General features: G+C 61.0%; 9 protein-coding genes and 2 pseudogenes. 3 read left to right on the forward strand and 8 right to left on the reverse strand.

The window, feature by feature from the left end; genetic code table 11:
• Nucleotides 1-18 precede the first annotated feature (18 nt).
• From ACWGZX_RS06870 to serC, 3 genes and pseudogenes are all read right to left on the reverse strand, one after another.
• Nucleotides 19-862 (reverse strand): annotated as a pseudogene (locus tag ACWGZX_RS06870) (YggS family pyridoxal phosphate-dependent enzyme).
• A complete protein-coding gene (locus ACWGZX_RS06875; protein WP_452627782.1) occupies nucleotides 862-2115 on the reverse strand; it encodes a benzoate/H(+) symporter BenE family transporter in 1254 nt (417 codons plus the stop codon). Before ACWGZX_RS06875 ends, ACWGZX_RS06870 begins: the two are co-directional and overlap by 1 nt.
• A gap of 123 nt (nucleotides 2116-2238) precedes the next feature.
• A complete protein-coding gene (serC, locus tag ACWGZX_RS06880; protein ID WP_452627783.1) occupies nucleotides 2239-3321 on the reverse strand; it encodes a 3-phosphoserine/phosphohydroxythreonine transaminase in 1083 nt (360 codons plus the stop codon).
• Nucleotides 3322-3456: 135 nt separating this feature from the next.
• On the opposite strand from serC, the gene pdxR reads away from it, so the two are divergent.
• Nucleotides 3457-4953, forward strand: coding sequence for a MocR-like pyridoxine biosynthesis transcription factor PdxR (gene pdxR, locus ACWGZX_RS06885; protein WP_452627784.1), 1497 nt, complete (start codon nucleotides 3457-3459; stop codon nucleotides 4951-4953).
• Here the strand turns inward: pdxR and ACWGZX_RS06890 are convergent.
• Both ACWGZX_RS06890 and ACWGZX_RS06895 read right to left on the reverse strand, forming a co-directional pair.
• The gene (locus ACWGZX_RS06890; RefSeq protein ID WP_452627785.1) at nucleotides 4950-5126 is read right to left on the reverse strand and encodes a hypothetical protein; all 177 of its coding nucleotides are present in this window, start codon (nucleotides 5124-5126) and stop codon (nucleotides 4950-4952) included. The genes pdxR and ACWGZX_RS06890 overlap by 4 nt on opposite strands.
• A gap of 30 nt (nucleotides 5127-5156) precedes the next feature.
• Nucleotides 5157-6455, reverse strand: coding sequence for a serine hydroxymethyltransferase (locus ACWGZX_RS06895; RefSeq protein WP_452627786.1), 1299 nt, complete (start codon nucleotides 6453-6455; stop codon nucleotides 5157-5159).
• 260 nt (nucleotides 6456-6715) lie between these two features.
• On the opposite strand from ACWGZX_RS06895, the gene ACWGZX_RS06900 reads away from it, so the two are divergent.
• Nucleotides 6716-7942 carry an MFS transporter gene (locus tag ACWGZX_RS06900; protein WP_452627787.1) on the forward strand — a complete coding sequence of 409 codons (1227 nt, stop codon included), beginning with the start codon at nucleotides 6716-6718 and terminating at the stop codon, nucleotides 7940-7942.
• A 348-nt stretch (nucleotides 7943-8290) separates the two neighbouring features.
• Here ACWGZX_RS06900 and ACWGZX_RS06905 read toward each other — a convergent pair whose 3' ends face one another.
• On the reverse strand, nucleotides 8291-9154 hold the full coding sequence (locus ACWGZX_RS06905) for a LysR family transcriptional regulator (protein ID WP_452627788.1): 864 nt from the start codon (nucleotides 9152-9154) through the stop codon (nucleotides 8291-8293).
• Between the two features lie 95 nt (nucleotides 9155-9249).
• Between ACWGZX_RS06905 and ACWGZX_RS06910 the strand changes: the two genes are divergently transcribed.
• On the forward strand, nucleotides 9250-10152 hold the full coding sequence (locus tag ACWGZX_RS06910) for a DMT family transporter (protein WP_452627789.1): 903 nt from the start codon (nucleotides 9250-9252) through the stop codon (nucleotides 10150-10152).
• A gap of 53 nt (nucleotides 10153-10205) precedes the next feature.
• Here the strand turns inward: ACWGZX_RS06910 and ACWGZX_RS06915 are convergent.
• Nucleotides 10206-10319: pseudogene (locus ACWGZX_RS06915) on the reverse strand (thymidylate kinase); the annotation flags it as partial.
• Nucleotides 10320-12159: 1840 nt separating this feature from the next.
• On the reverse strand, nucleotides 12160-14280 hold the full coding sequence (locus tag ACWGZX_RS06920; protein ID WP_452627790.1) for a 3-hydroxyacyl-CoA dehydrogenase NAD-binding domain-containing protein: 2121 nt from the start codon (nucleotides 14278-14280) through the stop codon (nucleotides 12160-12162).
• Nucleotides 14281-14312: the final 32 nt, after the last annotated feature.

The following is a 14312-nucleotide window of genomic DNA, read 5'->3' on the forward strand; positions in this document are numbered from 1 at the left end:
GCCTTCCTGTTGGGGGGATCAACGGCTGGGAGTGATCGACAACAACCTGTCTTCACTGAGGGGGCGGGCATCGGCGGTCGGCCAGTAGTACGCATCCGGCATGGCTCGGGCACCGAAGATCGCTTGTCCGACGCGCACCACGGTCGCGCCCTCTTCAATGGCGATTTCAAAGTCACCCGACATGCCCATCGACAGCTCTTGCAGCGACACCCCATCAGGGGCGCAATGACGCAAGCGATCGCGCAATTCACGCAGCCGGACGAAGCACGGGCGCACCCGCACCACGTCGGCCGAGAACAGCGCCAGCGTCATCAACCCGCGAACCCGCAGTCTCGGGAACGCAGGCATAGTCTCCAGGAAAGCCGCCACGTCATCGGGCGCCAGCCCGTACTTGCTGGCTTCGCCTGAGGTATTGACCTGGACGAACACGTCCATCTGCCGACCTTCAATGTGCAGCCGACGGTCCAGCGTCTCGGCCACCCGCAGGCTGTCCAGGGCCTGGAACTCGCTGGCGAAGCGTGCGACCTGCTTGGCCTTGTTGGTCTGCAAGTGGCCGATCACCGACCATTGCAGGTCTTGCAGGTCGGTCATGGCTTCCCACTCGCTGTGCTTCCTGCACCTTGTTCTCGCCCAGCAGGCGGCAACCGGCGGCATAGGCCAGACGCAGATGAGCTTCATCAAAGGTTTTGCTGACCGGCAGCAAGCGCACACCGGCCGGGTCCCGCCCTACTCGACCGCACGCCTCGACAATGCGTTGCTGCACGGCGGCCAGGTTGCGGCGAAAGTCTTCGACACTGCCGGCCTGTGGGTAACGACCATGGCGCGCATGCAGGGTGTTGAGGTCTTCGGTTTGATCAGGCATCAGTTGGCCGCTCCTTTGGTGGGCACTGCAACCGGTTCGGCCTTTGGGACAGCCGTCTTTTCACGACGCGGCAACTGCCCATTGAGCACGGCGTAGGCCGCCAGGCCGATGACCAGGCCCCAGAACGCGCCGCCGATGCCCAGCAGGGTGATATTGGCCGCACAGGCCAGAAAGGTGATCAGCGACGCTTCCCGCGATTTCACGTCCGCCATGGCATTGGCCAGGCTCGCGCCGAGGGTGCCCAACAGGGCCAGCCCGGCCAGGGTGGTGATGAAGGTCGCCGGGAAGGCCATGAACACCGCCGCCAGGGTCACGCCGAAAATCCCCACCAGGATGTAGAAGACGCCCGCGGCCACGCCTGCGATCCAGCGCTTGGACGGGTCTTCAGAGGCTTCCTTGCCAGTGCAGATGGCGGCCGTGATGGCCGCGATGTTGAAGGCATGGGAACCGAACGGCGCCATCAGCAAAGAACCCAGCCCGGTCACGCTGAGGATCGGGTTGGCACTGGTGTTGAACCCGTCATTGCGCAGCACCAGCATGCCCGGCATGTACTGCCCCGTGAGGGTGATCAGAAACAGCGGCAACGCCACGCTCAACAACGCATTGACCGAGAACTCAGGGCGTGTGAACACCGGTGTCGCAAACTCCAGCGCCAGCCCCGTGAAATCCACGCGCCCCTGCATCAACAGAAAGCCAAGCCCCAGCACCAGAATGCCGACCACCGCATAGCGCGCACTCAAGCGCTTGAACACGATGTAGGCGCCGATCAACACCCCGACCAATAACGGGTCGACGCTCATGCTGGCGAACGCACCGATGCCGAACTGCAGCAGGATGCCGCCCAACAAGCCCGCTGCCACACCGGGCGGGATCAGGCGAACGGCTTTTTCAAAGTAGCCGGACACGCCCAGCAGCACGAACGCTGCAGCCGAAATCATGTACGCCCCGATGGCCTCAGCGTAGGGTGTGGTCGCCAAGGCGACGATCAAAAAAGCCGCCGCCGGGGTCGACCAGGCGGTGATGATCGGCTCGCGGCTCACCCAACTGAGGAACAGCCCGGTCACCCCTACCCCGATCGACACTGACCAAACCCACGACGCCGTCAACTCAGGGCTGAGCCCTGCGACCTTGGCGGCCTGAAACACCAGGATGAAGGTGCCGCCGTAATTGACGATCACTGAAATCAGCCCGGCAACCACCGGGTGCAGCAGGTCCCGCAGACGCAGGGACGAGAGGGATTGAGTAGCTGACATAGGTCTTGGCTCCTTGCTGGACGATGTATCCGGCCGCTGGTAAGCGGTCATTTATAGCCGTTGAATGGCAGGTTTTACCCCTACGCTTTAACGCAGCAGGCCAGACCACTTTGCGCGGTCGGCTCATCCATGCTCGCGCGCAAACGCGTTCATGAAATCGCAAAGCGCCTCGACCGCCGGCACTGAAACGGCGTTGTAGAGGCTGGCGCGCAGGCCGCCGATGCTGGCGTGGCCTTGGAGGCCATTGAGGCCGGCCTGCTCGGCGCTCCGCAAAAAGGCCTTCTCCAGCGCCGCCTCGGCCAGCCGGAAGGGCACGTTGTTGATGGAGCGATACGGTAACTGCACAGGGTTGCGGTAAAACCCGTCACTCCCATCGATGGCGCGGTACAGCATTCGCGCCTTGGCCTGGTTGCGCTGATGCAGGGCCTGCAGACCGCCACTGTGCTTGATCCACTTGAGCGTCAGGCCGGTGAGGTACCAAGGGAAGGTCGCCGGGGTATTGGGCATCGACTGCGCGTCGCTGATGCGCGCGTAGTTGAGAATGTCCGGGGTAAAGGCATGGGAACGCTCCAGCAACGCCGGGTCCACGATGACCACCGTCAACCCGGCCACGCCCATGTTTTTCTGCGCGGCGGCATACACCAGCCCATGCCTGGCGATGTCGATCGGCTTGGACAGCAGGCTTGAACAGGCATCGCACACCAGCGGCGCGTCGCTCGCGGGTGTGTCGATGAACTGCACGCCGTGCACCGTCTCATTCTCGGTGTAGTGCAAGTAGGCGGCGTCGGCGTTAAGGCGCCAGTCAGAGGCGTGGGGGACGCGGTCGAAACCGGACGCGTGGGCACTGGCAACCACGCGCACATCGCAGTAGCGCTGTGCAGCCTCGATCGCCTTGCCCGACCAGAGGCCGGTGTGCAGGTAATCCGCCGTGCCTTTATCGCCTATCAGGTTCATCGGCACTTGAGCGAACTGCAACGAGGCGCCCCCTTGCAGAAACAACACTTTGTAGGCGGGCGGCACCCCGAGGATATCGCGCAGGTCCCGTTCGGCCTCGCGGGCCACCGCCATGAACACCTGCGAACGATGGCTGATTTCCATCACGGACATGCCGGTGCCGGCAAAATCGAAAAACTCCTCGTGCGCCTGAGTGAGGACGTCCAACGGCACCGCGGTGGGGCCTGCGCTGAAGTTGTGTGACCGAGCCATGGTTGAGTAACTCCTGTTCAAGAACGCTCGCCCTGCGCGTAATCACCGAGGTAAAGCCTAGGGTGGCGAGGGCCGGAGTCTACGGATAAACTGGCCTGCCTTTACCTGCCAGTTCATGGAAAGAGAGCAGACCACATGGCAAAGACCTTCGAGCTGGAAACCCTGAAGATGCGCCTCAACGACGCTGAGTTTCAGCTACTGGATTTGCACCAGCGGATCCAACGTGCACTGCGTGCGCTGATTCTCGACGGTGCCCTCGGCCCCGGCTTGAAACTGCCCGCCACGCGGGTACTGTCCAAGTCACTGGGTTGCGCCCGTGACACCGTTGAGAACGCCTATGTGCAGTTGCATCGGGACGGGTTCATCGTGCGCCGCGAAGGCGCCGGCAGTTACGTCTGCGACACGGTGGGCGCCGAATTGCGCGGTGCCGGCCGCCGACGCCTCAAGGCTCAGGAAGTCAGGAGCAGCGTCGCCGCGCCGGGCGCCGAACTCAGCCAACGCGGGCGGATGATCTTCGACACCGGCGGCGTGCGCGATCAGCAAGTCATCAAGGCATTCGCCACCGGCCTGCCGGAAACCCGCAGCTTCCCGACGGATGTCTGGGAGCGTTTGCAGCGCCAGGTCATGAAGGACTATCGCGCGAACGTACTGCTGCATGGCGATCCACAAGGGGCCGAGCCCCTGCGCAAAGCGATTGCCACCTACCTGAACCTCGAACGCGGCGCCAAATGCTCCTCCGACCAGGTGCTGGTATTGAGCAGCACTCGTCAGGCGTTGTATCTGTGCGCGCAGTTGCTGGTGGACGCCGGCAAGCCGATTCTGCTGGAAAACCCCGGCTATTACGGCGCCCGCAAGGCCTTCGAAATCGCCGAAACCAAGGTGCTGCCCATTGATGTGGATGAACGGGGCATCCGCACCGACCTGCTGTACGCCGACCGCAGCGGCGCCAATTGCGTGTATGTCACGCCCTCGCACCAATACCCCACCGGCGCGACGTTGCCGCTGGAGCGGCGTCTTGAGTTGATCAATTGGGCGGCGCAAAAAGGCAAGTGGATCATCGAGGATGACTACGACAGCGAGTTCCATTACGACGGGCAACCCACGGCGTGCGTGCAGGGCCTGGACAAGTATCAGCGCACGCTCTACATCGGCACGTTCAGCAAGACCCTCTACCCCGGCCTGCGCATGGGGTATATGGTGCTGCCCTCCGAGTTGGTCAAGCCCTTTACCTATGCGCGCAGCATGATGGACGGCCACACTCCGCAAACGCTGCAACTGACGCTGGCGCGCTTTATGGAAGACGGCCATTACAACGCGCATGTCCGGGCCATGCGCAAGCTGTATGCCGGACGCCGGTCGATCATGCACGATGCCATCGGCAAATACTTGAGCACGGTGGTCACCGCCGAACTGCCGCCGGGCGGGTTGCAAATCCCCTGCTTGCTGAAAGCCGGATGGTCCGAGGAAAAAACCATCCGCCAAGCCGCCACTGCCGGCGTGCAACTGTCCGGCCTCAGCGGCTTGTACGCGGGCGACCCGAAGCAACAGGGCTGGCTGCTGGGCTACTCCTCCCTGACCGCGTATGAAATCGAAGCCGCCATGTTGCGCCTGGCCAACGCCCTGAAAATCTAATGGCCCAGCGCATAGTTCATCAGCAGCTGCTGGGCCTGGGCGGCCATCCGCGCACGCTTGGGCAGCTTGGGGCATTCAACCGCGATGACGGGTTGAGGTTTGGCGGTGGTGAACAGTCTGAACCGTGACGTGCGGGTTGCCGCCAGGCGGCCGGTGGGGATGATGCCGGGCATTGGAATTCCTTTTCAAAAAAGCGCAGGCGGTTAATACGGCAGCCTGAAACGCTTGGTCAGGTCGCTTATGCCTTCACGAATCGAGCGTTCAGTGCGGCCGTCGAGGGCACCGCTGCGCACGCCACCGAGCATGGCCAGAATCATGTCGCCGATCTCCCTGAACTCATCGACCCCCATGCCACGCGAAGTGCACGCCGCACTGCCGAGACGAATGCCGGACGTCACGGTGGGCTTGACCTCATCGCCGGGCACGACATTTTTGTTCACGGTAATGCCGATTGCCTCCAACGCACGCTCGGCGACATTCCCCACCAGGCCCCAGGGCCGCAGGTCAATCACCCCCAAGTGACAGTCGGTGCCGCCCGACACGACCAACAGCCCACCTTCAGCTAATCGGCCGCACAAGGCCTGGGCATTGGCGACCACGGCGTGGGCATAAGCGCCGAAGGCCGGTTGCAATGCCTCGCCCAGCGCCACGGCCTTGGCCGCAACGGTGTGCATCAGTGCCGCGCCCTGCAGGCCGGGGAACACAGCCGCATTGATCTTCTGCGCAATGGCCTGCTCATTGCACAGGATCATCCCGCCACGCGGACCGCGCAACGTGGCGTGGGTGCTGAGGGTGGTGACGTGGGCGAACGGCACTGGAGACGGATACGCACCACCCGCGACCAGCCCGGCGACGTGGGCGATGTCGGCCATCAGGAACGCACCCACCTCGTCGGCAATCGCACGAAACCGGGCGAAATCCAGCGCCCGTGAATACGCCGAGGCCCCTGCGATGATCAGGCGTGGGCGTTCTTGTCGGGCGATCTGCTCGACCTGATCCATGTCGACCCTATGGGTCACCGGGTGCACGCCATAGCTGAGGGCCTGAAACCAGAGCCCGGACAGGTTGAACGCAGCACCATGGGACAGGTGCCCACCGGACTTGAGGTCCAGGCCCAGGATCTTGTCCCCCGGCGCCAGCAGAGCCAGAAACACAGCCTGGTTGGCTTGGCTGCCCGAATGGGGTTGCAGGTTGGCATAGGCACAGCTGAACAGTTGCCTGGCCCGCTCGATGGCGAGTTCTTCAATTGCATCGACATTGCAGCAACTGGCGTAATAGCGACGCCCTGGGTAGCCCTCGGCATATTTGTTGGTCAGCACCGACCCTTGGGCCTCGAGCACTGCACGACTGACCACGTTTTCGGCGGCGATCAGCTCGATTGACTGCACTTGGCGCTGACGCTCGGCGTCGATGGCGCGCCACACCTCCCCGTCCACCTGGGGCAGCGCAACGCCACTGACCCCTGGCAGCGCGTGGCCCTCCCGATAAGCGAAATGCGGCATGGTCACTCCCTGTTTAAACGCCCGATAACACGCCGCACTACCCTAGCCGCCCACGGACCGGCCAACCATACCAGTTCGTGCCGACGTTGCAGACCACCGCGCTCAATGCCGCTGCCACACGTCTACGCAGGGGCAGGCGTCGTGAAGTCGCTGCCATTCAAAGTGGTCTGGTGGACTCATCGGTAATGGACTATCGCGCAAGACCATCGCCTCATTAAGCTCTGCGCCGGTTTTGCCATGCTCATCACACAGGTTTCGCCATGACGATTCGTATCGGGTTGTTGCCTCAGGTCGCCGCAGCGCACTTTGTCAGTCATTTGCACATCATGGTGCTGGCGGCGCTGTTCCCCCTGCTTCCGGCTTTTTTCAACGTGGATTATGTCGAGCTGGGCCTGGCTTTGAGCCTGTTCAATATCGTCACGGCGCTGGTACAGGCGCCCATGGGGTTTGCCGTGGACCGCCACGGTGCCAGGCGCTTGCTGTTGGTCGCGCTAGCACTGGGCAGCAGCAGTTTCCTGCTGATTGCACTCCTGCCCGGCTACACCTGTTTGTTGATCGGCATGGCGCTGGCCGGCGTCGCCAACGCCATTTATCACCCGGCCGACTACGCCCTGCTGTCCCGACACATTGACCCCGCCCACATCGGTAAGGCGTTCTCCGTGCATACCTTTGCCGGCTTCCTTGGCGCGGCCGTGGCCCCTGTGTTTTTGCTGGGTATCGCGGTGGCGAGCAACCCGGCCATGGCCTTCGCGGCGGCGGCACTGGTGGGGTTTGTCGCACTGGCGCTGTTGTTGATCCCTGGCTCCGCACTGGCCCAGGTCAGTCGCCTGCATCCCGCCGCCGACCCGCCCCCCCTCGGCGCCCGTCGCCTGTCACTGCTCTCGCCTATGGTGCTAAGCCTGACCCTGTTGTTCGTGCTGCTGAACCTGAGCACCGGCGCGATTGAGAAGTTCTCGGTCGCCGCCCTGATGCAAGGCCAGGGCGTGGCCTTGACCTGGGCCAACTCGGCGTTGACCGCCTTCCTCTTTGCCAGCGCCTTCGGCGTGCTGGCAGGGGGAGCCTTGGCCGACCGGCGGGGCGGCCACGCTGGCCGCAGTCATCGTCTCGCTACGTCTTGCACTTCGAGTCGAGCGAATCCGCGTACGCACTACTGTGGGGGTGCGGCTCGTATTCGCAGGCGATGGCACGCCTGCGGAAGAACACGTCGGTTTCACCATAGTCAATCTTGGAGGTCGGCCAGTTACTGTAAATTCGGTCGGGTGGCGCGTTGGAAGGGGAAAGAGCGCCCGCCACAGCATTCAGCCTCTCTATGGGCAGTACACGCCGCAGTATCCAAAGCAGCTCGCGCATGGCGAGCAAGTAACCTTCATGGTTTCATTTCTTGCTCTACCGTCTTGGCCCAAAGAGTTCGCTACTCGCTTCGTCCAAGATCTCTCGCCGAAGAACCTCCGAACGCTGCGGGCGCTGATTCACACGTCTGTGGGTGAAACGATTGAAGTCAAACCAGAAGAAAACTTACTGCGGCGGCTTCGCGAAGCTGGGACCTAAGCCTTTCATCGAGCCGACGTACCCTGGCAAGCCGGGTCCCGCCGCTCGTATTAAACGTTCGCTATTCGGCAGCTTTTGGGATCAGCGACAGACCACTTTGGGTCGGCTGCCGCCGGTGGCGACAGGCAGAAATCGGCCAAAAGCGGACATCGTCATCAATAACGATTAAACGCTCTTGCGTTCACATGCCCTCCCAAAAATAAGAACTGGCGCCAAGGCCAGGCCCGATTATGAACGCCGGACATCGCCCATAAGTTCAATCGTGTCCGGACGGAACTGGTACTGCGTTACGCAAACTCCTCGCGGAGCATCGCCACAAACGCCTCTCGCGCCGGGTGCACCCCGGCGTTTTCGTGCCAGTAAAACAGGCTCTCGATTGCCGTCAGTTCGGGAAACTCAAACGCCACGCACCCGGCGCCTTTGGCGTATTGATCGAAAACTCCTTTAGTCACCAGCGCCACGCCGGCCCCGGCGCTGACGCAACCGACAATCGCACCATAGCTGGCCAGGCTGACAATCGGCAGCGCCAACCCATTGCGCAATAACCAATGCTCCATCGCCGCCCGGTACGGACAGCCCTGGGGCCAAAGGAACATCGTCTTATCCTGCAAGTCCGTCACGTCGCGCAACGGCCCAAGGGAGGTTGAGGCGATCAACAGCAACTCTTCGCGGTACATCGGCGTGCGCTTGAGGTGCGAACGCTCGACGTCGACCGCGACAATTGCACCGTCGAGCTTGTGATTGAGCGTGTCGTCGAGCAACTGGAGCCAGGTGCCGGTGGTCAGCTCCAGCGCCACCTGCGGGTAACGCTTGTGGAATTTGGCCAGCAGACGCGGCAAACGCCCGGTGGCCGACGACTCGATGGCCCCGATGCGCAAGGGGCCAGAGGGTTCGGCCGAAGGGTCGACTGCGCGTTTGGCCTCGGCGGTGAGGGCAAGGATTTTCAAGGCATAGGCAAGGAAGGTCTGCCCCGACGGACTGATACGCAGACCGCGACCCTCACGCAGGAACAGCGCCACTCCCAGCTCCGCTTCCAACGACTTGATCCGTGCCGTGATATTCGACGGCACGCAATGCAGTAACTCGGCCGCCCGGGCAATGCTGCCAACTTCGGCCACGGTTTTAAACATGCGAATCTGCGCCAGCTCCATACATCACCAAAAGTGAACGGTTGGCGCAGTATAAGTCAGTTGTGGCGAGCAATCAGGGTTCTGATACTCAGTGCACCTCCCATCGGCGCCCCAACATGAAGCCACTCACGCCCTCCCCTTTGAAAATCATCCTGGCCATGGCGTTTGTCGTGGCGTGCTGGGGCTATTCCCCGACCGGCATCCATATCGGCTTGCTGGCCTACGACCCTGTGCATCTGGCACTCCTGCGCTTCTTGCTGGCCTCCGTATTCATGGCCGTCGTCGCGATTTTCAAAGGCATTCGCCTGCCCAGCCTTCGAGACTTACCGCTGATGTTCGGCCTGGGTTTCTTTGCCGTAAGCCTGCACCACGTGGCGATCAACTTCGGGCAACAGGGTGTCAGTGCTGGCGCTTCGAGCGTATTGGCCCAGACCACGCCGCTGTTCAGCACATTGATTGCGCGTTTCGTATTCAAGGATCGGGTGAGCCTGTGGCGCTGGGGTTGTGTGCTGCTCGGGTTGTTTGGCGTGGTGATTGTGGTGGCGGGCGATCATGGCCTGGGAAGCCTCGACGCCCACGGCTTGCTGATCCTGCTGTCAGCGGTGTCCTGGAGCCTCTACTTTGCCCTGCAAAAGCATCACACAGGGCGTTACGACGGGCTGACGCTGGTGTGTTACACGGTGTGGTCGGGGACGCTGCTGTTGCTGGTTTTCCTGCCAGGCCTGGTGGAGCAAGTCACCCTTGCGCCGGTGCGCGTGCAGTTTGCGGTGATCGCCCTGGGCGTTTTCCCCAGCGCCCTGGCCTACCTGTCCTGGGCGTATGTGCTGGCGCATGTCGATTTGAGCCGGGCGACGATGACGCTGTACTTGACGCCGCCGACGGCGATGGTCATAGCGTCCTATGCGCTTGGAGAGCGGCCGACTCTGATGATCGTAGTCGGCGGGCTGGTGGTGTTGGCGAGTGTGCTGGCGCTGAATCTGGAGCGGCAGCCTGTCGTTGTTCAGGTTGCTCCGGTCTAATCCATGCTTTTTGCTGCCTGGGCTTACGCCACAGTGAATACCCGGTGTGAGCTCTCACAAACCTCAAACTCCAGATCCTGGGTGGGATTTCTGACGTGTTTGTTAACGAGGGTCATTGTTTCACCCCGATAGGCATCGCTTTTCTTCTCGCAACATCGCAATGCCTTACAGACCGCCTTGGGTCGTTTGCAGCCCGTCATTACAGGCAGCAATCGGCCAAAAACGGACGCTGGATATGACCGCTTCGCCTCCTGAGGCGCCAAGGTAACCCGAAGGTATCTCCGGGCACCGTTAGATACGGGTTCAATTTGGTCACGGCTCAGGTTGACCGGTGTTAGATCCGGAGATTCCGGTAATCCTCTACAGGCCTTACAGAGCAAAGGCTGCACTGCCTTTCAAGAAACAACCATACGAGAGGATTTAAAAACAGCCTCTCGTTCAGACACCGAGGCGTAATTCCTCTTTCCCGGGTTGAAGGACGGTAGAAGCACAAACTCGGGTAATCCTTTGGCGCCGCGTCGCGTAAGGGCTTCAAGGCCTTTCAAAAATCAACCATAGACGAGGATTAAATCTGTGGAAAAGCCCAGTGCAGAGCAAGACAGGAGCAAGATGCCGACCGACCCCCAAAGGGCCTACAGACGGCGGACTGTTTGGCCTGTAGCCGAAAACAGAAATTAATCTTACTAGAGGATTCAAAACGGCAAAGCGCGTGAAGTGGCGTGTCGGCTCCCCGTCTACAGGGTGCAAGTCCTGCACCCCGTGATGCGCTCAGTTTTGAGCGTATCTACTGTCAAAGTCCACAGTGTCAGCTATCGAAAAAGTAACGCTCCGAGCGTTAGCACGCCGTTACCTATCGCCAAAGCATTCAGCGCTTTTTCTCCAGTCGTGCCCTCGTGCCCTCAGTTGTGCCCAGCCTTAGGCATGGGCACGACTGCACAAAAAGGGCACGACTGGCGAAGTGATTGCGCATAGGAAGTCAGCAAGAGTCGGAAAAAAATCCGATGTCTGAATGGTCACCGAGACACGCCCGGCACCTTCATTGCACCAGATCGTTGGCTTTCCATAAATTTAACGGGTCCTCCCGTGGGGGTGGCCCCTAGGGGGTAATTCGGGCCCCGCGTCTTCGGTATATACGACCCTATTTCGGCGGTTGGTTGTTGTTTAGTCCTGACGCTCTGAACAGAAAGTTATAAGGCCATAAGCTGCGCCCCACTTGGCATTCCCATCTATACGTCGGTTCGATCTGATACGTCGAACCGCCAACGTAGGGAGGACATCAAGTGCGATACAACAACCGAGGATCATATGCGATGCAATTACCAAGCGCCTCGCCAAATGATGACCTCCTTTTCCAGATACACACCGGATATCCTAGCAATTTGGCCGGGAGACGGGAGTGGAAAAATGCGCAGCACTTGATCTCCCGTTGCATAGGAATTGATCAGAATGCTTCGTAACCATTACTCGTAGAGAGCTGCCCATTGCCGGTTGGCAACAGGCAACAATCGGTCGATTCTGTTGAAAACAGTCGACCATGGTTGCGGATCAGAAAAGTACGCGTCCGAGATTGAAATCTTTACTTTTGGCAGAGACTTCCGGACTCGGACTTCACGTAGCAGCGTGCCAAAAAGGCGCTTTCACCAGTCAATGATCAGACAGTTTGGGCAGACCGACTTTTTCAACAGAATCGGCCACAAGCAGACGGTCAAAATGGGTAAGACAGCGAGCCGGCTGGAAAAGGCCCGAGGGCTACATTTGATCAAGCGCTACCGGTAGGGGCTGGTTGAACCTCTACGGGTTACAGGGCGCGGGATATCAGCTCTTTCATAACTTCGTTGGAGCCGCCATAGAACCGCATCGCTTGGCTAACGGTTTAGAACCAAGCAATCAGTATTTATCCAATGTATTTACTACGGCCGTCCCTCATCCCCCCGATACTTTCTGATCTGAGTTTCCTGGAAGAGCGAAGGGCGGTCAGTTTGCGATGGCCGCCAATGGCCGCAAAGATCAGATACGTTCGATGACTGTCTTGCCAGATTCGACCAGGCGCTCCAGCAAATGTGCTGGCTGGAACCATATCGCACCGTATGCGCCAAGGGTCTCGCGGTAATGCTGGATACGCTCCAGCACTTGGGCCATCCCCAACCCTTCGGCGTAGTGCAGCGGGCCGCCGCGCCAGGCCGGGAAGCCGTAGCCATTGATCCAGACCAAATCGATGTCGCTGCTGCGCTGGGCGATACCTTCGTCGAGCAACTGGATGCCTTCGTTGATCAGCATCAACAGGCAGCGGTCGTGGATTTCCTGATCGCTGATAACGCGGCGCTGTATGCCCAATTCGCCCGCAATCTGCTCGGTCAGTGTCACCACTTGCGTGTCATCCTTGCGCTCGCGGCCTTCGTAGAGGTAATAGCCGCGGTTGGTTTTCTGGCCATAACGGCCGAGGGCGTACAGCGCGTCGGCGAGCTTGCAGTAGCCAGGGTCGTGGGCAATGACCTCGCGGCGCGACTCACGAACCAGGAAGCTGACATCGATACCCGCCAGATCGTGCATGGCAAAGACGCCCATCGCCATGCCAAGACTGGTGAGTACATTGTCAATCTGCGCAGGCGTGGCGCCTTCCAGCAGCAGACGGTGCGCCTCGCGGGAATAGGGTTCGAGCATGCGGTTGCCAATGAAGCCGAAGCACACTCCGGACACCACCGGGATTTTGCCGATGCGTTTGGCGACTTTCAGCGTGGTGGCCAGGACATCGGCGGCCGTGGCCGTGCCGCGCACTACTTCAAGCAGACGCATGACATTGGCCGGACTGAAGAAATGCAGACCGACGACGTCCTGTGGCCGGCGCGTAACGGCGGCAATGACGTCGACATCCAGGGTGGAGGTATTGCTAGCGAGAATCGCACCTGGCTTGCACACCTCGTCCAGGGCACGAAACACCTGCTGCTTGATGGACAGGTTCTCGAACACGGCTTCGATCACCAGGTCAGCGTCGGCAATATCGGCGTAGTCCAGAGTACCGTGGATCAGTGCCAGTCGCTGCTCCATCTGCTCGGCTGTCAACTTGCCGCGCTGGACACTGGTTTCGTAGTTTTTGCGGATTAGTGCCAGGCCGCGCTCAAGGGCATCGGCCTTGAGCTCCAGCAGCGTCACCGCCATGCCCGCATTGGCGAAGTTCATGGCAATCCCGCCGCCCATGGTGCCGGCACCAATGACCGCGACCCGGTTGACCGGACGAATCGACGTGCCGGCGTCCAGCCCCGGCAGCTTGCCGACTTCACGCTCGGCGAAGAACACATGGCGCAGGGCCTCGGACTCGCTGGAGGCCTCGGCCTCTTTGAACAGTTCGCCCTCTCTGGCCAGGCCCTCGGCCAATGGCAGGTTGCAGGCTGCTTCAATCGCCGCCACCACCCGCTGAGGTGCGCTCTGGCCTATCCAGCGCGACAGATTCTCCGCGCGATAGTCGGCGAAATAGCCCGGCAGCAAGGCTGTGCCCGGGGTTGGGTGCGGCCAGTTCGGGCGGCACGGGCGGCCCGGCGCCTGTCTGGGAATCAGTGCTGCGGCCAATGCCTTGGCCGTTTCGAGCAAGCTATCCGCGGTGGGTGCCACCCAATCGAGCAGCCCCAACACCAGTGCTCGATGGGTGCCGATCGGCTGGCCGGACGCAATAAATTTCAGTGCCGCAGCGGCGCCAATCAGACGCGGCAAACGCTGCGTACCACCAGCGCCAGGCAGCAAGCCAAGCTTGATTTCCGGCAGGCCCAGGCGCGCGCTGGCTTCAGCCACCCGGTAGCCGCAGGCCATGGCGAGCTCCAGCCCACCGCCCAATGCCAAGCCACCGATGGCGGCGATTAGCGGTTTGTCTAACTCGGTAAGACGAGTCAGCAGACTTGGCAGGTCCGGCTTGGCGAAGGACGCAGGGCTACCAAACTCGGAAATGTCAGCGCCGGCGCTAAACACAGAACCTTCACCGTGGAGAATAATCGCTTTCACGCTGGCGTCCGCGGCGGCGCGTTCACAGGCCTCCAGCAATTGTTCGCGCAAGGCCTGGCCGAGAGCGTTGACAGGAGCACTGGCGAGGCCGATCAAGGCCAGCGGACCTTCGCAGCGATAATTGATCAAGCTATTCATATGTGATCTCTCTGTCGGATGAAGCAAATAAG

Source organism: Pseudomonas sp. CLCA07 (assembly GCF_053615335.1).

Excerpts from the sequence above, each read along its gene's own strand:
- ACWGZX_RS06875 (WP_452627782.1), bottom strand. The coding sequence starts at position 2,115 with ATGTCAGCTACTCAATCCCTCTCGTCCCTGCGTCTGCGGGACCTGCTG.
- serC (WP_452627783.1), bottom strand. The coding sequence starts at position 3,321 with ATGGCTCGGTCACACAACTTCAGCGCAGGCCCCACCGCGGTGCCGTTG.
- pdxR (WP_452627784.1), top strand. The coding sequence starts at position 3,457 with ATGGCAAAGACCTTCGAGCTGGAAACCCTGAAGATGCGCCTCAACGAC.
- ACWGZX_RS06890 (WP_452627785.1), bottom strand. The coding sequence starts at position 5,126 with ATGCCCGGCATCATCCCCACCGGCCGCCTGGCGGCAACCCGCACGTCA.
- ACWGZX_RS06895 (WP_452627786.1), bottom strand. The coding sequence starts at position 6,455 with ATGCCGCATTTCGCTTATCGGGAGGGCCACGCGCTGCCAGGGGTCAGT.
- ACWGZX_RS06900 (WP_452627787.1), top strand. The coding sequence starts at position 6,716 with ATGACGATTCGTATCGGGTTGTTGCCTCAGGTCGCCGCAGCGCACTTT.
- ACWGZX_RS06905 (WP_452627788.1), bottom strand. The coding sequence starts at position 9,154 with ATGGAGCTGGCGCAGATTCGCATGTTTAAAACCGTGGCCGAAGTTGGC.
- ACWGZX_RS06910 (WP_452627789.1), top strand. The coding sequence starts at position 9,250 with ATGAAGCCACTCACGCCCTCCCCTTTGAAAATCATCCTGGCCATGGCG.
- ACWGZX_RS06920 (WP_452627790.1), bottom strand. The coding sequence starts at position 14,280 with ATGAATAGCTTGATCAATTATCGCTGCGAAGGTCCGCTGGCCTTGATC.